Here is a 21,718-nt window from a genome sequence, read left to right on the forward strand (position 1 = left end):
AGTATGGGTTATGACTGAACAAACTTCTCCTGAATCCTTAACGGATGCTGCTCATAGCAAAACCGACTGCGCTTGGCCGCTCGCTTGCAACCTTGAGCCACGTTTGGTCTCACGTGGCCGTTGGCAAACCACGCAGTGGATGTTGCACGGTTTCAGTTTAACGCCAGAGGCGCAGAGTCAATATGTCGCAACCTTACACTTGTATCGTGACGAGCGTACTGACTATCGCTTTAACCTCAGTTCACAAGCACCAAAGCTGTTCTTGGTTGCCGAAGATCCGATTGAAGATCAGCCGCTTAAAATCGTGCAATTGACCGTATCGCAAGCCGTCGCCAGCCGCTATATGGACAGCGATTATCTGGTGCTGTCGGCCGATATGCCACTACCCGTTCAGGCGTGGATGGAAGCCTATATTGGTCGTCACGGTGAGCTACTGGAAATTCGCCGCAAGAAACGTGAAGGCGCGGGGAGGTCCTGTGGCAACTGAAAACACGTTTTTCTCTCGTTGGTCACAACGTAAATTAACCGCAGAATCAGACCAAGCGCTTGATACAACTAAGAGTTTGAACTCTGAGCCTGCGCAGGCAGAGCCGATTGCTAATCAATCTTCGGTAGACATTAAAAGTGGTTTGGTGAGTGATGCGCTCGAACAACCTCATTCAGCAGAGAATGAAGAACCCAGCGTAGCGAGTTTGTTGGTATCCGATGCGTCGCAAGAACTGAAGAAAGCGGCATTGCGTAAGCTGTTTTTAAGCGGTGAGTTTAGCGAAGTGTGTATGCTGGATGATTACAACGCGGATTACAGCAACACAGCGACACTCACCACACAAGTCGCACAAACCTTACGCCAATGGTGTAATGAGCTAGAAACGACGCCAGAGGTTAAGTCTGAACAGGCTATACCGGAAAAAGCTATGTCTGACCAAACTATGCTTGATCAAAGTATGCCTGACCAAACCAAGCCTGATGAAACGATAGCTTCTGCGCCCGAATTCGCGGAGGGTTCTGCGCGACTTTCTGATCACAATACGCTTTCTTCTTGCGATACTGCGGCATCTGACACACTGAACAGTGAGACAAAATATACCGCATAGAGATTAGGGACATTTTGACTTACTCCTCAATAGGTAGAGTGAGACATAATGTCTCACTCTTATTGTGGCTTTTTATTTCTCATCCTCGTTATCGATAAATTCTCTGATTTTTCAATAAAATAAATTTGGAACGCTATTTGCTTTAGCTTATGTAAAACGAGCCAACACGCTCGTGATTCTTATAAGCGGAAGCAAGCAATGTTAAACAACCTACTACAACAAGCGACGTCTCCAAACGGTCGGGCGAGACAGTATGCGATTGAGCATACGGTTGAGTTGACCAATCTTATTCCTCCTACCGTAAGTTACGAAAGTGGCGGCCATACCTTAATTATTGGACCAACGATGCTCATTGAGCGTATTACCGAGCCATTGAGCAGTATGACTTCAATCACGCTCCTTTCTGTAGATGGTGAGCCTGGAACACAAAGCAATTTGTACTATGCCGATACGGTAGAAATCAGCGGTTTCCTCGGCGCATTCTCGGTGAACGTAGAAAACCACGGTAAGCGAGTCAATTTGGCGCAAGCCGCTATAGGTGGAAACACGTTTGATATCGTATTGGATATGTCACTCAACGGTTTAATGAGTGAAGAAGTCCCTGTGCCTGGTTATTTCCCAGTAGGACGCGGTTATCCAAAGCTGGCGGATGCGCTGGAAGAGATCCCAACTTTGATGGGTACCTTCGATAAACCTAAGTATTTTCGTCTTGATACAGACTTGTGCGCGCATAGCTCACGTGGAGTGAAAGGGTGTGAACGCTGTGTGGATGCATGTCCTGCTGGCGCGCTCTCCAGTGAAGGCTCTGATCAAACTGGCCATCGCATTCAAATTAACCCTTATCTGTGTCAGGGCGTCGGAACCTGCGCGACCGCTTGTCCGACGGAAGCGATTCACTACGCACTGCCTAATCCTACCGATACGCAAAAATTTATTGAGCGATTACTGGCGAATTACCATCAAGTTGGTGGTGAAAAACCTATCGTGCTGATCTGCAGTTCTCGCCATGAAAGTTACAACGTCATGGCATTAAATGTCTTGCCAGACAATGTCATTCCTGTGGTGGTGGAAGAGCTACCTTCTGTCGGTATCGACAGCTGGTTTGCTGCTTTAGTTAACGGTGCAACTCAAGTGCTGTTTGCAGCGAGCCGTCATATGCCGCCCACTATCCAGCGTATTCTCAACCAAGAAGTGAGCATGGCGCAGAGCCTGCTGACTCACTTGGGTTTGCCCAAAGAGACGATTGATATTCTTTATCTCGAATCGCTGCGCGAGGGGATGCCGGTACTGTGTGAACAGCCGCTTGGGCTTAAGTTGGGTGACTTAATCGGTAATAAGCGCGAACGCCTGTTTACCGCGCTGGATGCGTTAGCGGAAACACTCAATGCTGAACCTAGCGTTCAACCACTCAGTATCAGCGCGCCTTACGGCAAAATTGAATGCCAAACAAGCGATTGTACTTTGTGCATGAGCTGTGTCGCGGTTTGCCCAACACGTGCACTGCATCCGGCGGGAGATAGCCCAGCACTACGCTTTATTGAACAAGACTGTGTGCAGTGCGGCTTGTGTGTCAAAGCTTGCCCTGAACAAGCGCTTAGCGCGACGCCACAACTCAACTGGAACAAAGCGGCACGCCAAGGTGTGGTGACTTTGCATCAAGAAGAGCCCGCTAAGTGCCTGCGCTGCCATAAGCCTTTCGCGCCACAATCCATGATTACCATGTTGCAAACTAAGTTACGCGGTCACTCACATTTCGCCACGCCGGAAGCGCTCAATCGGATTGCGATGTGCGAAGACTGTCGGGTAGTCGACATGTTTGAAGCCATGGCACATGACCCTGAGCAGCAGCTCAAGTATTAAGGAGAAAGCCATGCAAGAGCAATCTATGCGTTCACAGTCAACACATTCACAGTCAATGCGTTCAGACATCTACCTGCTGCTCGCCACACTGCTGCGTGATGTGCCCTCAGCAGAGCTGTGCACCTTTCTAGCCGAATTGGACTTTGAGGCCAATGGCACCGAAATGGCGAAAGCGTGGCAGGCGATATCCGCCGCCGCACACAACGCTCAAGCGGACTCTTTGGCTGACGAGTATCAAGAGCTGTTTATTGGTATCGGTCGTGGTGAAGTGGTGCCTTTTGCCTCATGGCATCTAACTGGTTCATTGATGGAAAAGCCGCTGGCTGAGATTCGTGATGATTTGAGCCGCTTAGGGCTAGAGCGTGATGAGCAAGTGCACGAGCCAGAAGATCACATTTCGGCGCTGTGCGAAACCATGGCTTATTTATGTGAGCAAGGTGATGACGAAAATGCGGATGCGCAGACGCAACAGGCGTTCTTCAATCGTCACATCGCCCCGTGGTTTGGCAAACTGGTGAGCCAAATCCGTCAGGCTCCACATGCACAATTTTATTTAGCCGTCGCGCAGCTTCTGGACGCTTTTTTGAGTTTAGAACAAGTGGCGATGACACAAGCACCAAGCAGTCGCAAGAATCGTTATCGGATCGAGGTGAAGAACTTGACCGATAAAGCTGAGCAATGAACAAACCGGAATTAGAAAACAGACGTCTTAAGACGCACAGCTAAGTTGCTAAAACTTAAGCAATAAGGAAGCAATCGATGAAAAAAGAGAACCAAGTAAACCAAAGCAGACGCGATCTGCTTAAAGGGTTAGGCACAGCGGCTGTCGCTGGCGCTGTCGTCGCGGGGGTCAGTACTCAAACGGTCGCCAGTGAAGCAAGCACCGAGAGCAAAGAGCCGCTGAAAAAAGGCTATCACGAAACTCAACACATTCGTGATTACTACAACACGCTATAGGAGCCAACCCGATGAGACTCATCAAACGTTCAGACAGCGTGACCAAAGAGCAAAATCAGCTCGGTATTAGTCGTCGTGCCTTTATGAAAAGCACGTCACTGGCAGCGGGCGGAGCGGCGGTAGGTGCCTCTTTGTTTACGCCGGGCATGATCCGTAAAGCTCAGGCCAGCGACGTGGATCGCAGTGCAAAAACGGAAGTGAAGCGTACCATCTGTTCGCACTGCTCAGTCGGTTGCGGTATCTACGCTGAAGTACAAAACGGGGTATGGACTGGCCAAGAGCCGGCTTTTGATCACCCATTCAACGCAGGCGGTCACTGTGCGAAAGGCGCCGCATTGCGTGAACACGGCCACGGTGAACGTCGCCTGAAATACCCAATGAAGCTCGAAGGCGGCAAGTGGAAGAAGATCTCTTGGGAACAAGCCATCAATGAAATTGGTGACAAAGCGCTGAAGATCCGTGAAGAGTCAGGCCCAGATTCGGTTTATTTCCTCGGCAGTGCTAAGCACAGTAACGAGCAAGCTTATCTGTTCCGTAAAATGGCTTCCCTGTGGGGCACCAACAACGTTGACCACCAAGCGCGTATTTGCCACTCCACCACGGTTGCGGGTGTAGCAAACACTTGGGGTTATGGTGCCATGACCAACTCATTCAATGACATGCACAACTGTAAGTCGATGCTGTTCATTGGATCTAACCCCGCCGAAGCTCACCCAGTCGCGATGCAGCACATTTTGATCGCGAAAGAGAAAAACAGCTGCAAAATCGTGGTTGCCGATCCTCGTCGTACCCGTACTGCAGCAAAAGCGGATTACTTTGTTTCCCTGCGTCCGGGTAGTGACGTAGCCTTTATTTGGGGCGTGCTGTGGCACGTGTTCAAAAATAACTGGGAAGACAAAGAGTACATCCGTCAACGTGTCTTCGGTATGGATGAAATCCGTGCTGAAGTGGCCAAATGGACGCCAGCAGAAGTTGAGCGTGTCACTGGCGTAAGCGAAGAAGAAGTCTACAACACCGCGAAAATTCTTGCGGAAAACCGTCCGGGTTGTGTGGTTTGGTGTATGGGTGGTACTCAACACACCACAGGTAACAACAATACTCGTGCGTACTGCATCCTTGAGTTAGCACTGGGCAACATCGGTAAATCGGGCGGCGGTGCCAACATTTTCCGTGGTCACGATAACGTGCAAGGCGCAACCGACTTAGGTGTGCTATCCGATACGTTGCCGGGTTACTACGGTTTGACCGAAGGTTCATGGAAACACTGGGCAAGCGTTTGGGGCGTGGATTTCGAGTGGATCAAAAACCGCTTTGACCAAGGCACTTATAACGGCGCATTGCCAATGGAAACTCCGGGGATCCCTGTATCTCGTTGGATCGATGGTGTACTGGAAAACAAAGACAACCTGCAGCAACGTGAAAACATTCGCGCCATGTTCTATTGGGGTCATGCGGTGAACTCGCAAACCCGCGGCGTGGAAATGAAAAAAGCGATGCAAAAGCTGGATATGATGGTGATTGTTGATCCATACCCAACGGTTGCTGCGGTAATGAACGATCGCACGGATGGAGTGTATCTACTTCCTGCGACCACTCAGTTTGAAACCTACGGCAGTGTGACGGCGTCTAACCGTTCTATTCAGTGGCGTGATCAGGTGATTGAGCCGCTGTTTGAATCCAAACCTGACCACGAAATCATGTATTTGCTCAGTCAAAAACTGGGGATCGTCGACCAACTGTGTAAAAACATTCGTGTTGAGAACAACAAACCACTGATTGAAGACATTACGCGCGAATTTAACCGTGGAATGTGGACGATTGGTTACACAGGACAAAGCCCAGAGCGCTTGAAAACGCACCAACAAAACTGGCACACCTTCCACAAAACCACGTTGGCGGCTGAAGGTGGCCCTGCGAATGGGGACACTTACGGTATGCCTTGGCCATGTTGGGGAACGCCAGAGATGAAACACCCCGGCACGCACATTCTTTACGATACCTCGAAAACTGTAGCCGAAGGTGGCGGTAACTTCCGTACCCGTTTTGGTGTGGAGTTTGAAGGTAAGAGCCTGCTGGCTGAAGACAGCTACTCGAAAGGCTGTGAGCTGCAAGACGGCTATCCAGAATTTAGCGATAAGCTGCTGAAACAACTCGGATGGTGGGATGATTTAACCGCTGAAGAGAAAGCGGCTGCAGAAGGTAAAAACTGGAAAACGGATCTTTCTGGCGGTATTCAGCGTGTCGCGATCAAACACGGCTGCATTCCATTTGGTAACGCGAAAGCGCGTGCGATTGTGTGGACATTCCCAGATCGCGTACCGCTGCACCGTGAACCGCTGTATACACCACGCCGTGATCTGCTGGCTGATTACCCCACGTGGGACGATCAAGCGTTCATCTTCCGTGTTCCAACGCTGTATAAGTCGATTCAAGCGCAGGATAAATCAGTGGAATACCCGATCATCCTAACCTCGGGTCGCTTGGTCGAGTATGAAGGTGGTGGTGAAGAAACCCGTTCTAACCCTTGGCTGGCTGAACTGCAACAAGAGATGTTTGTTGAAGTGAACCCGAAAGATGCCAACGATTTAGGCTTTATGGATGGCGATATGGTTTGGGTTGAAGGTGCAGAGAAAGGTCGCATCAAAGTCAAAGCTATGGTGACACGTCGGGTGAAACCGGGCATGGCGTTCTTACCATTCCACTTTGGTGGCAAGTTCCAAGGGGAAGATCTGCGTCCAAAATACCCAGAAGGGACACAGCCTTACGTGGTTGGGGAAGCGGCAAACACCGCCACTACCTATGGCTACGATCCTGTCACCTTGATGCAGGAAACCAAAGTCACCCTCTGTAACATTCGTAAAGCGTAAGGAGCTTACCCATGGCAAGAATGAAATTCCTGTGTGACACCAAACGCTGTATCGAATGTAACGGCTGTGTCACTGCCTGTAAAAATGAAAACGATGATGCGCTGGAATGGGGCATCCAGCGTCGCCGCGTAGTTACGCTCAACGATGGTGAACCGGGTGAAAACTCGATTTCCGTGGCTTGCATGCACTGTACCGATGCGCCTTGTATGGCGGTGTGTCCGGCAGACTGCTTTGTGCATACCGAAGATGGCATTGTACTGCACAACAAAGATCTCTGTATCGGTTGTGGTTACTGCTTGTTTGCTTGTCCATTTGGTGCGCCGCAGTTTCCGAAACAAGCGGCGTTTGGTGAGCGCGGTAAGATGGACAAATGCACTTTCTGCGCAGGTGGCCCTGAAACAGAGCCGGGGTCGGAAGAGGAGCGGCGTAAATACGGTGCCAACCGTATTGCGGAAGGTAAACTGCCCATGTGTGCTTCTCTCTGTTCTACCAAAGCTCTGCTAGCGGGGGATGCGGAGAAAATCTCCGATATTTTCCGTCAACGCGTGGTTGAACGTGGGGCGAAAGGTGCCGGTTGGACTAACGGTGAAGATCTTTCGTATGACGCAACTCGGAGTTAAGTGGCTATGAGACAACAACTTTCTCGCGCCACTCGTTTTGTGCTGCCTTTATTGGCAGCACTGCTGTGCTGGTTGGCTCAACCCGTGATGGCAGAAGAGAACGCAAAACCGGATGTGGTGCAAAAAGAGATGACCCAACTGGCAGGCGCAGACTTTTGGCGTCAGGTACGACAAGGCGAAGCGGGTTACACCACGTCTCAGTCGCCTGAACATGGCGTGTTGATCAGTAAACCGGGTGAAACGTGGTTTATCCTCAAAGAGAAATGGATGTCTCCGGCCGGTGCGGTGGCGATTTTCGGCAGCATAGCGATGGTGGTGCTGGCGTATATCGCGGTTGGCCCGTTGATGCTGAGTAAGCCGCGCACCGGACGTAAGCTGAATCGTTGGTCACGCTCAGATAGGGCGCTGCACTGGAGTATGGCGTTTACTTTCCTGACCTTGGCGTTCAGTGGGCTGATGCTGGTGTATGGTAAACACTTCTTAAAACCGTATATCCCGAGTGAGCTGTGGGGCTGGATCATTTATGCCGCGAAGCAGTATCACAACTACATGGGGCCACTGTTTTTCATTTTGCTGATGTTTGTACTGCTCAAGTGGTGGCGTAAATCCATCTTCAATAAAGTGGATGTGCAGTGGTTTATGAAGCTCGGTGGCATGGTCGGTAAACACAAAGGTACACACCCTTCAGCAGGCTTTTCCAATGCTGGGGAAAAAGCCATTTACTGGTTATTGATTGTGTTTGGAACCTTTGCAGCCATCAGTGGTTTGGTGCTGGATTTCCCAATTTTCGACCAGACGCGTCGCCACATGGAGCTGTCGAACCTGATCCATATGTTCTCAGCATTGATCTTAATCTGTGGCTTTATCTTCCATATCTACATTGGCTTGTTTGGTATGGAGGGCGCATTAGAAGGCATGGTGACCGGCAAAGTGGATGAAACGTGGGCGAAAGAGCATCACGATCTTTGGTATGAAGAAGTGAAGCGCCGCGGTGAAATTGAAGAAGTAAGTGCGGAATCCCAAACGGCTTCATTCAATCAAACGAAAGGAGAGGTGAGCCATGAATCAAGATAGCGCGCACAAGTCCGTGTGGTTTGTCTACATTGCAAGCTTGCTGACGCCATTTACCTGCTTGCTCTCTGGCGTCATTGGTATCATCTATGCCGGTTATCGACTGGATAAGAACCAAGATGGTGAGATAGCGAATTCTCACTACTATGGGCTCATTCGCAGTTTCTTCCTCTATCTCACATTCTTTGTGGTATTGATTGTGACGGTAGCGACCACGAACGGCATCATCATGGGCGTGAATCGCTACTGGATGCCGGAGTCTTGGCTTGCCAAACTTGGGCATGGTATTCCTTATGTGGGGGCACTCATTGCCGTTGGAGCCATCTCTATTTGGATCTGGCGGATGATCCAAGGCATGCAGCAGTATCAAAATAACTTACCGCATTCTCCCTCCAAAGGACCGAATCTGTAATTCCATACCCGGCCAAACAGCCGGGTATTTTTTCTCTTCAACATGCTAAGTTCTTGTGCGCGTTGTTTTGGTGCTAAAGCGCCAAATTGGTGCAATTCTACTGCGAAATGTAACACCTAGTCGCTGTCTGTTCGCAAGCATCACAATTAATACCATTATTTATCAATAAATTAATGGAGTTATTTTCTATTTCATCATCAGCACAAAAACTGGAACAGCTTTTGCTCAGTCGAGCTTAAATCTTCTTTTCTCACCAACTTGGTGAAAATAACAACAAAGCACAGGAAAAGTGCATAACAGACGATGGAGTATCATATCGATGAGCGATAGCGTAAGTCAGGTTCAAGGTGCCGTTCAAACCCTGACCCAAAGTTCAGACACTTTATTTTTGCTGCTCGGCGCCATTATGGTGTTTTTGATGCATGCAGGCTTTGCTTTCCTTGAAGTCGGCACGGTTCGGAAGAAAAATCAGGTTAACGCGCTGGTGAAAATTTTGGCAGACTTCGGGGTTTCTACGATTGCCTATTTCTTTATTGGTTACTGGGTTGCGTATGGGCATCATTTTTTTGCTGATGCAGCGACACTGTCGCAAGGCAATGGTTATGATTTAGTGAAGTTCTTTTTCCTATTGACCTTTGCGGCGGCCATTCCTGCGATTGTGTCTGGCGGTATTGCTGAACGCGCACGATTTTATCCGATCCTTTTCGCGACATTTTTCACCGTTGGGCTGGTTTACCCTTTCTTTGAAGGGATCATTTGGAATAGCAACTTTGGCGTACAAGACTGGTTTGCCGCCAATTTAGGCGCACCATTTCACGACTTTGCTGGTTCCGTCGTCGTTCACGCCGTCGGTGGTTGGATTGCGCTGGTAGCCGTAGCTTTCTTAGGCATGCGTCGTGGCCGCGTACGCGCTGGTAAGCACACTAACTTTGCACCCTCTAACATTCCCTTTTTGGCTCTTGGCGCTTGGATCCTAAGTGTAGGTTGGTTCGGCTTTAACGTAATGTCAGCGCAAACCTTAAATGGCATCAGTGGATTAGTGGCGATGAACTCTTTAATGGCAATGACGGGCGGTATTCTGGCCGCGTTAATTGTTGGAAAAAATGACCCAGGTTTTATCCATAACGGCCCATTAGCGGGCTTGGTCGCCGTGTGTGCTGGATCGGATTTAATGCATCCTTTAGGAGCATTGGTGACGGGGGTGATTGCAGGTGCCGTGTTTGTTTGGCTGTTCACTCAATTACAAAACAAAACAAAAATTGATGATGTGCTCGGTGTATGGCCGCTGCATGGCGTGTGTGGGGCATGGGGTGGCATTGCCGCAGGTATTTTTGGCCAAACAACTTTCGCTGGTTTAGGAGGCGTAAGTTTCAGCACACAGATTGTTGGAACCTTAATGGGAATTGTGATTGCATTAAGTGGCGCACTGATGGTTTATGGCATCTTGCATAAAGTGATGGGGTTACGCTTATCACAAGAAGATGAGTTTAATGGCGCCGATTTAGCAATTCACAAAATCTCTGCAACCAGCGAAGAGTAATACTGATTTTCATGGGCTTCTCTGTTTGAGAAGCCCTCAATTCGTCTTCTGACTCATTCTGCAATGCTCTCTTTTTTCTCATCAATAGCCTTGTTACTACTATGGTCTAATCCCCGTTTTCTAGGGTTGATAACGCTTCGGTGTTAAGCTTAAACAAAAGCCGAGAAAAGGAATGGGTTATGAGCTTACCGTATCGACATATTGTGATACTGACTGGAGCAGGGATCTCTGCGGAGTCTGGTATTCAAACTTTTCGCGCTCAGGATGGGCTGTGGGAAAATCATCGTATTGAAGATGTGGCGACACCCGAAGGGTTTCAGCGCGATCCGGATATGGTGTTGGAGTTTTATAACCAACGCCGCCGCAAATTGCTCTCTGATGCGATTCAGCCCAATTCGGCACATCTTGCCCTAGGTAAACTGGAAAGAGAATTGCAGGGTAGTGTCACTGTGATTACCCAGAACATTGATAACCTGCATGAACGTGGCGGCAGCCAGAACATTATTCACATGCATGGTGAGTTGCTGAAAGCGCGCTGTCCTGAATCCAATCAAACGGTTGAGCAAAAAGACGATATTCGTAATGGCGATCTGTGCCACTGCTGCCAAATGCCCGCGCAAATGCGCCCACACATTGTTTGGTTTGGTGAAATGCCGCTACGCATGGGCGATATTTATGCCGCGCTTGAACAAGCGGATCTGTTTGTCTCTATTGGTACGTCAGGGGTTGTCTATCCTGCAGCCGGTTTTGTGCATGACGCACGTATGCATGGAGCACACACGATAGAAATTAATTTGGAACCCAGCGCCGTCGAAAGTGAGTTTGCAGAGAAACGCTATGGCAAAGCCAGTATTGAAGTTCCAAGGTTAGTAGAAGAAATTCTGGCAGTACAAAAACGTGCGGTACATAGTTCAGCAGCGAATAGCTCAGCAGGTAAACAATACAAACACGCTTAGTTAATGCCGATAAGAATAAGCGGATAAAAAAACGCCCCGATAAACGGGGCGTTTTTGTGATACTGCATCCTCTAGTGCGGGGCATATCCACTCAAGGCATCTATCCAACGAAATGATTAATCGCGGAAGTTGTTGTATTGCAGTGGCTGTTCAAGATTCGCTTCACGCAACATCGCCATCACTTCTTGCAAATCATCACGCTTTTTACCCGTCACGCGAACTTTGTCACCTTGGATAGAAGCTTGAACTTTGATTTTGGCATCTTTGATCAATTTAACGATCTTCTTCGCGAGCAGAGCTTCCAGACCTTGCTTGAATTCTGCATCTTTGTGCCAGTGCTTACCGATATGAACAGAGTCTTTGGCATTCATGGCACGAGCATCAACACCACGCTTGGCGAGGTTTCCGCGCAAAATGTCCATCATCTGACCAAGCTGAAAATCATCTTCTGCAGACAACTTGACCGTCTCTTCTTTCAGCTCAAAACGGGCATCTACGTTACGAAAATCGAATCGAGTAGCCAATTCACGAGTTGAGTTTTCTACTGCGTTACGCAGTTCTACAGCATCAATTTCTGAAACAATATCAAAAGAAGGCATGGGTATTTCCTTAATTACGAGAGCGGCGGACTTTGATGGATTGTGCCAGCATGTCGAGCATCATGGCGGTATCATCCCAGCCTAAGCAAGGATCTGTGATTGAAAGTCCATAAGTCAAGTTATTGAGATCGTGCATTGGTTGGTTGCCCTCAACCAAGAAACTTTCCGCCATAATGCCCGCTATTTTGTGGCTACCCGCTTCGAGTTGTTGGCAAATGTCACGCGCCACATCGACTTGTTTACGATGCTGCTTTTGGCAATTGGCATGACTAAAATCGACAACCAAGCGTTCAGGTAGGTTACATTGTGCTAATTGTTGGCAAGCTTCATCAATTGAGGCTTGATCAAAATTCGGCCCAGTATCGCCGCCACGCAGAATGATATGACCAAATGGGTTACCACTGGTGCGGTATACGGTCATACGGCCATTTTTATCTGGAGAATAAAAATAGTGTGATGCTTTCGCTGCGCGAATTGCGTCAATCGCGATTTTCACGTTACCGTTTGTACCGTTTTTAAAGCCAACTGGGCAGGAGAGTGCAGAGGCCATTTCTCGGTGAATTTGCGACTCGGTGGTACGTGCGCCAATTGCCCCCAAGTGATGAGGTCTGCGATGTATTGACCTGTGATCATATCGAGAAACTCGGTCGCGGTAGCCAATCCGAGCTTGTTTACATCGAGAAGCAATTTTCTGGCTTTATTGAGACCCGTTTCTAAAGCGTAAGAGCCATCTAAGTTTGGATCTGTGATCAGTCCTTTCCAACCCACCACAGTTCGTGGTTTTTCGAAATAGGTCCGCATCACCACAAAAAGCTCATCAGTATAATTTTCTTGTAGTGCAGCAAGGCGGCGAGCATAGTCGAGTGCGGCATCGGTATCGTGTACTGAACAAGGACCAACAATAACCAACAGACGATCATCTTCTCCAGTCAGAATGTTTTCAATTTGGCGACGAGACTGCGCAATCCGTAACGCGACTTCATCAGTGATTGGGTGTGCGTGACTCAATTCTGCCGGTGTCGGCATCGGACCCAATGCTTGGGTTCTTAATTCATCGGTTTTCAGTGGCATAGGAGCGCTTGTCCTTTTGTTGCGAAGCGCTAAAGATAACGAATTTGTCAACGAGAATAAACCACTGCCCACAAAACAGATCATCGATTGCGTGTAAATCCGCTCAATAAGGGGCATTTTGATGAGAGTTTCACCAAATCAAAATTCATACCGAGGCCACTCACTCTTTACGAACTCGTAAAAGTCACGGTGATACGGCATTTTATTAACATTTATTTGACATTTAAAGATGGATAGATTGAAGTGGTCGGACAACTTACTGTGCGGAGTTTTTATGCTATCACCTTTAGCGAAAGCCAATCTTTACTTGAATCTGTTTGGTTTTTTTAAAGTGCCTTTGATTTGGGCATGCCGTCCAAAAATACTCAAGCTTGATGAGCAAGCGGTAGAAGTGCGCATTCCTCTGAAAAGACGCAATAAAAATCATCTGAACAGCATGTATTTTGGAGTACTGGCGGTAGGAGCGGATGTTGCTGGCGGGTATATGGCGATGCATAAAGCCAATCAACGGGGTTGCCGAGTTTCGTTAGCGTTCAAAGCGGTGCGAGGAGAGTTTCATAAACGCCCCGAAGCCGCAGTCCATTTTCATTGTATAGAAGGTGAGAAGATTGATCGCATGCTAGAGGAAACTTCGCGAACAGGGGAAAGGGTAAACCAAGAGGTGCATATCATAGCCACTTGCCCAACCTTGCATGGTGATGAACCGATGGCTGAGTTTTGGTTAACCCTTTCGCTGAAAGTCACTAAGTCTGAGGGATAGATTCAATATCCACAATTCGGCTTCGGTTAAGCACGATTTTCCAACGATAGTAGGTAGGCTCACCTTTGTGATGATTCTCTTTCACTATCAAGTTCAACAGATGGCGCTTTTCGACCGACTCACGACTTACTTGCCCATTGTTGAGCTGGTAAATGTGGTTTGAACCTTTATCCATCTGACGCATGATCGAACGCAGATCAATCATTAGCGTTTCACGCGTTTCTTCATAACCACTCATAAAGCGTGAGGTTGACATTTCGGTATGTGAACGATAGTGCAGGATCTGCTCTTCACGCTGCACAATGCGCTTCTTACGAATGGCTTGAATGCGATCGGGCAAATCACTTAGCTTTTTGTAATCCAGCCACTCTTCTTTATCGCCGACTTGTTTGCCTGTCGTCGGATCAAAATAGTGGCGTCGCCATTTGGGTCTCCCTTTACGAATCCAACGCCACAGCATATCGCGCAAATCATCTTTGAAAATTTCGCGTAGGGCATAAATAAACGACATCGCAATAATAAAAGATGCGGTAATTTCGCCCCAATAATCACGTGCGGAAACTGCTGTAATCGTTACGGCTATCATCACCAATCCAGTAGCCAGTCCTTTTACTGCTCGCTTAGTGTTATTGCCCAGAGAGGCGATTTTCTCATTGAGGATAACAGGGTGTTCAATGAGACGACGCAATAAGCGCATCTTGTTACTTAACCGCGTGATGTCTTGGTTAGCTTTATCAGAGTTGTATTGATTGAGTGCGCGGTGGGCTTGCTCTTTCTCCACTAAGGTAATCAACCGCTCTTTATTGGTTTTATATTCATTATCACGCGTCATGTGCGCAATCATGGATAGAAAGCTCTGTTCGGTATACCAAGACAGGTAATTATCGATATTGGCGTAATAACGCTTGAGTTGCTCTTCATAAGGAATGCTACGCCGTAAACGGCGCAAAATATCCAATGACAGCTCAATCACGCTATCCACTTCTTCCGTCGTCACCGTATCACTGGTGTTATTGAGTTGCGAAACCGCCTTATCCAAGGCAATCACATACTGATAAGCAAACAAACTCAAACTTACCCGGTATTGCGTAGAAGAAAGATGCCCACGTTGAGCGAGTCGGCTATGCACCAGTGGCAATAAGATTTGATCACTGTAATAGGAACGCTGTTGGTGGATAGAACTGTAAAAAAACTCAGACTCTGAGATCACTTCTGGTGAGATATCCAATTCACCTGGGATAAACAGATAAAAATTTAGATCGAGCTCTTTACTGCCCTTCATCTGACTGACAATCGTCAAGGTTGCCGCATCTTGCTGCTCTACGGTAATCAACGAAAACTCCTGTAAAAATTGCCGGATTTATTGCTCCAATGCGAGAAAGCATAACAGAGATAACGTATAATCTCTGCAAATTTGCTGTGAGACAGTTTTATATGATTAACATTGGTCAAATTAATAGTTTAGAAGTGGTGAAATTCGCTGAATTTGGTGTTTTTTTGGATGCGGGAGAATACGGCACTACCTTACTGCCTAAGCGCTTCGTGCCAGAAGGTACTGAAATTGGGCAGTTTATTGACGTTTTCCTGTATTTTGACTCTGAAAACCAACTCGCTGCCACAACTGAAACTCCGATTGCTCAAGTGGGTGAATGGGGCTTAATGACGATCGAAGGCGTTAACAACACAGGTGCATTTGCTAACTGGGGCATTAAAAACAAAGATCTGCTGATTCCATACAGTGAGCAACGTGCCCGTTTTACGGCAGGTCAAACTGTCTTGGTTTACGTCTACACCGATAAAGCTTCGGGACGTATTGTTGGCACAACCAAATTCAACAAGTGGCTTGATAAAACCCCAGCGAAATACACGCCAAACCAGCAAGTTGATTTGCTGATCGCTGAACGCTCAGAGCTTGGTTTCAAAGCCATTGTGAATGGTACGCACTGGGGCATGATTTTCTCCTCTGATGTTTTTGGCAAGCTGTTCATCGGTAAGAAACTCAAGGGCTACATTAAGAGCGTGCGCGAAGATGGCAAAATCGACTTGTCCCTGCAAAAAGTGGGGGTAGAGAAAATGGATGAGCTAAGCACTAAGATCTTAGAAACCTTAGAAAAGAAAGGTGGTTTCCTGCCATTGAGCGATAAATCAACGCCAGAGGCGATTTTTGCTACATTCCGTACGAGTAAAGGGACTTTTAAAAAGACCATCGGCGGTTTGTATAAGCAAGGCAAAATCGTGATTGAAAATGACGGTATTCGTCTAGCTTAACCTCTTGTTATAGAGGATTTTAGAGCTAAAAAAAGGCCCAAAACGTAAGGTTTTAGGGCCTAGGGGAATGGCTCTAAAGAGCCTGCGCTAATCGAAAATGTAGGAGGTTGCTTAATACTAAGCCTAGTACATATACTGAAATTAGCGACAGGCTTTTAGAATTTCATACTATAGTTCAACGATTCAGAATAGATTTTTATCTCTCACAAGCTCTCTTGGCAGTCCATTCTTCACGCGATTGCCGACCCATTTTCCTAACCCAATCACATCGTTAGCGTAACGGACGATCACCTCACCTTGACCACTTTGTCCCTCTGGTCTGACATCTCTACCCATAAACCATTCTCGTGCTTGAGCGGTATCCAACACCACACTATGAGTAGTACTTTCGGAGGCCAAACAGGTTGCAACTTGATGCTGCCAACGATAACCCGATTTATGTGCTTCAGCAATTTTTATTCCCATGCGAGAAAAGCGCAGCTCACCCAATAAGGGCTCTAATGCTTGCGGGAATAGCCACACATCGTTATCGCGCAGCCAGACTTGTGAATCCGATGGTAATTCGATCCCAAGTGACTTTTGAAGTTGCAGAGCAATTTCTGATTGCTGCTTTGGGCTTGCTTTATTAAAAGGAAATTTCCCCAGACGCTTATTGACGTCAGGAACCGGTACTGACGCCAATTTGCGGATTTTGGCGACAAAAAAGCCCTCACAATCGTACATTTGCGGGAAAATGTGCAGAAAGCCTTCGTCGGTCAACGCAATTGAGGCGTGCTCAAATAAGTTATCTAGAGATTCAAAACGTACGGCATCACCGTAAGTTTGCTTGAGGTGCCAACACACTTGCTGATTCTCTTCACGACTGAGAGTGCATGTGGAATACACTAGCGTTCCACCAACTTTTAAGGCCTGAAACGCGCTTTCAATCAACGCTTTCTGAGTGGATGCGATACTATGAATAGCATCCATGCTCCAATTCTTCATCGCATCGGGATCTTTACGGATCGTTCCTTCTCCAGAGCAGGGCGCGTCAATTAACACCGCATCAAATCGCTCAGGCAGCCAGCCGCCAAATACGCAGCCATCGAAATTAGTTAGCGCCGCATTACGAATACCACAGCGTTCAATATTGGCGTGAAGCACTTTGACACGACTTGCAGAGAATTCGTTAGCCACCAAAACACCTTCATTACCCATCAAAGCAGCGATTTGTGTTGTCTTAGAACCTGGTGCTGCGGCCATATCGAGAACCGAATCATACTGTTCATTTTCCATGAATAAGGCGGAAACAGGCATCATCGAACTGGCTTCTTGAATATAGAAAAGCCCCGCCATATGTTCGGCAGTATTACCGAGTGGAACGAGGCTTTCATCGGCTTCGATCCAAAAACCGTTCTCACACCAAGGAACAGGCGATAACTGCCAGTGTTTTTCAGCCGCACGTTCACAAAACTCAGCAACAGAAATTTTGAGCGTATTTACCCGAATGCTTTTGCGCAATGGCCTTTGACAGGCAGCTATAAAATCAGCAAGTTGGGTAGAATCAGGCAGTATTTTCGCCATCGAAGTAATGAATTCTTCGGGAAGAGAAATGTTCGGATGCACAGGCAAATTCCGTTGATGAATAAGGTCGGCGATTATACCCAGATAGGTTCATGACATAAAGGTAGCCGTAAAAGAAGAAAAGCAGCCTAAAGCTGCTTTTCGTGAAACGGAGAAGGATTATGGTTTAGGAATAGGAGTCCGCCATTTACTCCACTCATCTTGTGCTTGTGGGTAGAGATAGAAAGTGTGTCCTTCAGGAGCCGCAGGCGTTAATTGTTTCTGTTCTGGCGTAGCAAAAGTAATTCCACCTCGTAACATGCTATCAAACGTACCGGTTTTCACATTGGCTCCTGTAATGCCAATCGACATATCGAGCCCAGACACATTCCAAAAAACGCTGTTTTGGCGAAGTAGGTAAGTGTACTGCGGCGCAATACGAATGGTGGTAATCACTCGGTCAGCGAATTCACCGAGACGTACATCGATCACTTTGCCGATCTCAATATCGCGGTACAGCACAGGAGTGCCGACATTTACCGAGCCACGCTTCTCACTTTGTAATGTGTAGGTTTTACCTGCACCGCCGTGGCGTGCTTCTTTGTGCAGTTCAAATTCATAACGGCTATCACCCACACCTGGTTGAACCTCAATACTTTGGCCTAATAGGTTTTGTACATTTTCAATACCACTTAAACCAATTTTGGCCTGCGATAACCAAAATTGTGAATTCTGCTTGGCAATTTGGGGGGCATATTGTGGCTCAATTCGTGCGGAAAGTTTGACAAATTCAGATTCAAAATCTGGAATGATTTCAAATACCTCACCAATTTGAACCCCTTGATATTGCACAGGAGTGCCCACTTTAACGCCAAGTGTACCTAACGCGGTAAGCGTGATTTTCTCTCCATAACGACGGGCATGATCATAGTCGTTATACAGCTTCCACATCGAACCGACTTTGTTTTCAATGCCCGGCAGACTATCAAACGCAATCCCACCACGCAGCAAAGTTTGCAGTGGTGCGGCTTTCACATCGACACCATCCATGGAGGCTTTTATTTCGACGCCTGAGCGATTCCAAAACACGGTGTTGGGCGTTAATAAATGCTGGTATTGCTTCTCGATAGTCGCTTCAATTTGTACCCCTTTCGGTGTAAGCGTGAAACCAGAAATACTACCGACTTTTAAATTGCGGTATAGAAGGGGGGCGCCAGCACTGATCGATGGTAACTCATTGGCAAAAAGTGTTAATGAACGAGAACCTGATTGGTTGTATTTCGCCAGTTCCGCCAAAGATTGACTAGGGTAGAGGCGATATTGTTCTAATGGTGTAGAGCTTCCTTCACTGGCAAAACTGATGGAGCCAAGTAACAACTGCTTGGCGGGTGGAATCGAAACCGACAGCCCTGATTCAGTTAACTCTGCTGAAGCACTGCCGGTTAAATAAAAGCGGTTTTGTGAGCGGATCAACGCGCCATACTGCTCATCGATCAGCACATTTAACTCAACATAATCGAGTTTTAAATTCACTGCCGTGACGCTCCCCACGGTCACTCCGCGATACAGAATAGGCGTGCCTGCTTCTAAACCAAATGAGTTATCGGCGACTAATTTAAAACTAATACTGTTTGAACGAGCGTATTTAAACTCGTTTTTACGCACCGCATGAAAGTTTCGAGTCCGTTCACCTTCACCCGGAATCAAGGTTAAGAAATTTCCTTTCACTAAGTTAGTGAGGTTTTCTACCCCCGCTAACGAGACTTGAGCTTCTTCCAATACAAATTGGCTACCGCTATTAAGCATGTCATTGAATGCAGGCTGAATCGCGGCTGCCGCGACAATCCCTTTCCGATTATCGGTCAACTGCACATCGGTAATTTGCCCAATTTCGATGCCGCGATACATAATAGGAGCACCGGACGCGGATATGTTGTTGCCATCGGGTAAAGTGATCGATACCGCGATACCGCGTCCGGCGGTTTTTAAATCTCGATAGAGGCGGAACTGCGCATTTTGTTCAACCGGTTTACCTTCTTCCGGTGAATCGACGGCAATCGAGCCACCAAGCAAGGCGCTTAAGCTTTCCAAGCGTACATCCACACCTTCGAAACCGATGCTTGTCCCAACACCGCTGACGTTCCAAAAACGGCTCTCGGTATTGATGATGTGTCGATATTCATCTTTGATTGAGGCTTGAATGATTACCGATTGGGCATTCTCATCCAATTGATAATTAAAGACTTCACCAATCGGGATTTTCTTATAGACAATTTGAGAACCGACAGAAATACCGCCCAAATCACGCGCTTTCAAAGAAATGGTTAATCCACGTTGCGCCAACAAGTCCGAGGGGGCTGACTCTAATGCTTTGAAATTAGTGGGATAATCATCTTGATGGAGCGTGCCTGGCTGAATGGCAATATAGTTACCCGATACCAGCGCATCTAACCCCGAAACTCCTGACAAACTGGCAGTGGGTTTCACCATCCAGAAACGCGTTTGGTCAGACAGTAGTTGGGTAGCTTCTGGATAAATATCCGCTTCCACATAAATACTGTCGAGATCTTCAGACAGCTTAATATCACGCACCATGCCCACTTCTAAGCCCTGATAGCGAATCGTGGTACGCCCAGCAACCAGTCCTTGCGCATTATCAAAGTGAATTTGAATTCGCACTCCTGCATCATGTATCGCTTTAAAAACTAACCAGCCCGCCAAGGCCATCGTCACAATCGGCAAAATCCACAGTGGCGAGATTCCGCGATGTTTGCGAATGTCCGGTGTGTAAGAGTTTTGCGTTGTATTTTCTTGACTCATTCAAACAACCTATTGTTGAGTACGGGTAACGTCAGGATTGTCCCAGAGTAGGCGAGGATCCAAACTTTCCGCCGCCAACATAGTGAGCACCACAACCATACCAAAAGCCACAGCCCCATAACCGGGGGTAAAATCGAGGATTTGCCCTCGATCAACTAAAGTGAGCATGATAGAAATCACAAACAGATCCATGACAGACCATTTACCAATCCATTTTATGCCACGATAAATCATCATGCGCTGTCGCTGATGCACTTCGTGTTTAAATTTGATCGCTAGCAGCAAGTAAGCAAGTCCGACAATTTTAATCACAGGCACCACAATACTTGCCACAAAAATAATGACGGCGATTCCCCACATGCCACTTTTCACTAATGAAGCAACCCCAGAGAAGATGGTGTCTTCAAGACGCTGTCCGTTTGTGATGAGAATCGAAATTGGAATAACGTTGGCAGGCACAATCGCCACTGTCGCGGCGAATACATAGGCCCATGTCCGTTCGATAGAGTTCGGTTTACGATGATAAAGCTTATGCTGACAACGCACACAGTGCCCACTTTCTGGTTGCGAGAGATGGCAGTTATGACAGTGCACTTGCTTCAAGGGTAAATCGTAATCTTCTTCTTTTTGCCAAGTTTCCCAATAATGACGAGTGCTGATGCGACTCAGCAAAAGGACTGTGAAAATTTGTAATAACAGTAAGCCTAATAATCCAGACCCTACGTAAATATCCGAATAGTCTTTGAGCTTAAAGCAAGACACCGCCACGCTGACCAAGAAGACATCCAACATCACCCACACCTTGAGGTGATGGATCAGTAATAAGGAATGACGTAACGTCTGAAAGTGGTGAAAACGCAAAGCCCAATGCGCCCCTAGCACAGATAAACATAAAATGAGTGGTGCTATTGAACTACAAAATAAAACTAACAACGCTAAAGGCCAATAGCCTTCATTCCATAGTGCGAACACTCCGTCTGGAAGCGTTGCTGGGATCATGACACCAAACAATCGGATGTTGATATAGCTGAAAAAATGCGAAGGAATAAACAGCAGCAAGCATGTGACGGCAAGGGCTAAGTTACCAGATAGAGAAGGAGAACCCCCGCGATACAACTGCGTTCCGCAACGGGGACAATAGGCACTATGTCCTTGTTCGACCTTGACGGTATCCACCGCCAATTCGCAACCGGGGCACAAACGAATGCGGCTCGGCTGCATTGCATGAGAGTGACGAGGCAAAGGTGGCATCATAGGCAGATAACACCACCAATAGTGACA

Annotated in this window: 18 protein-coding genes and 1 pseudogene; 13 read left to right on the plus strand and 6 right to left on the minus strand. The window is 47.4% G+C overall.

Going from position 1 to position 21,718, the window contains the following annotated elements:
* Positions 1–10 precede the first annotated feature (10 nt).
* The 11 genes from EPB59_RS05650 (at position 11) to cobB (ending at position 11,377) form a co-directional block, all read left to right on the plus strand.
* Entirely contained in the window at positions 11–487 is a 477-nt protein-coding gene (locus EPB59_RS05650; protein WP_154171796.1) for a DUF3305 domain-containing protein, read from the plus strand.
* Positions 414–1,094, plus strand: a complete 681-nt coding sequence (locus EPB59_RS05655; protein WP_154171797.1) for a DUF3306 domain-containing protein — start codon at positions 414–416, stop codon at positions 1,092–1,094. The genes EPB59_RS05650 and EPB59_RS05655 overlap by 74 nt, the downstream gene beginning before the upstream one ends.
* 198 nt (positions 1,095–1,292) lie before the next feature.
* Positions 1,293–2,954 carry a 4Fe-4S binding protein gene (locus tag EPB59_RS05660; protein ID WP_154171798.1) on the plus strand — a complete coding sequence of 554 codons (1,662 nt, stop codon included), beginning with the start codon at positions 1,293–1,295 and terminating at the stop codon, positions 2,952–2,954.
* A gap of 25 nt (positions 2,955–2,979) precedes the next feature.
* Positions 2,980–3,636 carry a TorD/DmsD family molecular chaperone gene (locus tag EPB59_RS05665; protein ID WP_101411347.1) on the plus strand — a complete coding sequence of 219 codons (657 nt, stop codon included), beginning with the start codon at positions 2,980–2,982 and terminating at the stop codon, positions 3,634–3,636.
* A 77-nt stretch (positions 3,637–3,713) separates the two neighbouring features.
* Positions 3,714–3,911 (plus strand): twin-arginine translocation signal domain-containing protein, encoded by a 198-nt coding sequence (locus EPB59_RS05670; RefSeq protein ID WP_000711977.1) that lies wholly within the window; start codon positions 3,714–3,716, stop codon positions 3,909–3,911.
* 11 nt (positions 3,912–3,922) lie between these two features.
* A complete protein-coding gene (locus EPB59_RS05675; protein ID WP_154171799.1) occupies positions 3,923–6,778 on the plus strand; it encodes a formate dehydrogenase subunit alpha in 2,856 nt (951 codons plus the stop codon).
* An 11-nt stretch (positions 6,779–6,789) separates the two neighbouring features.
* The gene (fdh3B, locus tag EPB59_RS05680) at positions 6,790–7,398 is read left to right on the plus strand and encodes a formate dehydrogenase FDH3 subunit beta (RefSeq protein ID WP_148515857.1); all 609 of its coding nucleotides are present in this window, start codon (positions 6,790–6,792) and stop codon (positions 7,396–7,398) included.
* Between the two features lie 6 nt (positions 7,399–7,404).
* Positions 7,405–8,472 (plus strand): formate dehydrogenase subunit gamma, encoded by a 1,068-nt coding sequence (locus EPB59_RS05685; protein ID WP_195707067.1) that lies wholly within the window; start codon positions 7,405–7,407, stop codon positions 8,470–8,472.
* Positions 8,459–8,881 carry a hypothetical protein gene (locus tag EPB59_RS05690; protein ID WP_001070864.1) on the plus strand — a complete coding sequence of 141 codons (423 nt, stop codon included), beginning with the start codon at positions 8,459–8,461 and terminating at the stop codon, positions 8,879–8,881. Before EPB59_RS05685 ends, EPB59_RS05690 begins: the two co-directional genes overlap by 14 nt.
* 319 nt (positions 8,882–9,200) lie before the next feature.
* Positions 9,201–10,421, plus strand: coding sequence for an ammonium transporter (locus tag EPB59_RS05695; protein WP_055050794.1), 1,221 nt, complete (start codon positions 9,201–9,203; stop codon positions 10,419–10,421).
* Positions 10,422–10,600: 179 nt separating this feature from the next.
* The gene (cobB, locus tag EPB59_RS05700) at positions 10,601–11,377 is read left to right on the plus strand and encodes a Sir2 family NAD+-dependent deacetylase (RefSeq protein WP_195707068.1); all 777 of its coding nucleotides are present in this window, start codon (positions 10,601–10,603) and stop codon (positions 11,375–11,377) included.
* A 116-nt stretch (positions 11,378–11,493) separates the two neighbouring features.
* On the opposite strand, the gene EPB59_RS05705 is transcribed toward cobB, so the two are convergent.
* Both EPB59_RS05705 and EPB59_RS05710 read right to left on the minus strand, forming a co-directional pair.
* The gene (locus EPB59_RS05705) at positions 11,494–11,976 is read right to left on the minus strand and encodes a YajQ family cyclic di-GMP-binding protein (protein ID WP_001138889.1); all 483 of its coding nucleotides are present in this window, start codon (positions 11,974–11,976) and stop codon (positions 11,494–11,496) included.
* A gap of 10 nt (positions 11,977–11,986) precedes the next feature.
* Positions 11,987–13,047: pseudogene (locus EPB59_RS05710) on the minus strand (3-deoxy-7-phosphoheptulonate synthase).
* 274 nt (positions 13,048–13,321) lie between these two features.
* Between EPB59_RS05710 and EPB59_RS05715 the strand changes: the two are divergent.
* On the plus strand, positions 13,322–13,807 hold the full coding sequence (locus EPB59_RS05715) for a PaaI family thioesterase (RefSeq protein ID WP_154171802.1): 486 nt from the start codon (positions 13,322–13,324) through the stop codon (positions 13,805–13,807).
* Here the strand turns inward: EPB59_RS05715 and EPB59_RS05720 are convergent.
* Positions 13,791–15,140 carry a hypothetical protein gene (locus tag EPB59_RS05720; protein WP_055028909.1) on the minus strand — a complete coding sequence of 450 codons (1,350 nt, stop codon included), beginning with the start codon at positions 15,138–15,140 and terminating at the stop codon, positions 13,791–13,793. The genes EPB59_RS05715 and EPB59_RS05720 overlap by 17 nt on opposite strands.
* Positions 15,141–15,241: 101 nt before the next feature.
* On the opposite strand from EPB59_RS05720, the gene EPB59_RS05725 reads away from it, so the two are divergent.
* Complete coding sequence (locus EPB59_RS05725; protein WP_055034081.1) at positions 15,242–16,075, plus strand: CvfB family protein; 834 nt, start codon at positions 15,242–15,244, stop codon at positions 16,073–16,075.
* Between the two features lie 183 nt (positions 16,076–16,258).
* Here EPB59_RS05725 and rsmF read toward each other — a convergent pair whose 3' ends face one another.
* From rsmF to EPB59_RS05740, 3 genes are all read right to left on the minus strand, one after another.
* Positions 16,259–17,680 carry a 16S rRNA (cytosine(1407)-C(5))-methyltransferase RsmF gene (rsmF, locus tag EPB59_RS05730; protein ID WP_154171803.1) on the minus strand — a complete coding sequence of 474 codons (1,422 nt, stop codon included), beginning with the start codon at positions 17,678–17,680 and terminating at the stop codon, positions 16,259–16,261.
* 117 nt (positions 17,681–17,797) lie between these two features.
* On the minus strand, positions 17,798–20,437 hold the full coding sequence (locus EPB59_RS05735) for a PqiB family protein (RefSeq protein ID WP_154171804.1): 2,640 nt from the start codon (positions 20,435–20,437) through the stop codon (positions 17,798–17,800).
* 9 nt (positions 20,438–20,446) lie between these two features.
* The gene (locus EPB59_RS05740; protein ID WP_154171805.1) at positions 20,447–21,691 is read right to left on the minus strand and encodes a paraquat-inducible protein A; all 1,245 of its coding nucleotides are present in this window, start codon (positions 21,689–21,691) and stop codon (positions 20,447–20,449) included.
* Between the last annotated feature and the right edge of the window lie 27 nt (positions 21,692–21,718).

The organism is Vibrio metoecus, from assembly GCF_009665255.1.
Taxonomy (GTDB): Bacteria; Pseudomonadota; Gammaproteobacteria; order Enterobacterales; family Vibrionaceae; genus Vibrio; species Vibrio metoecus_B.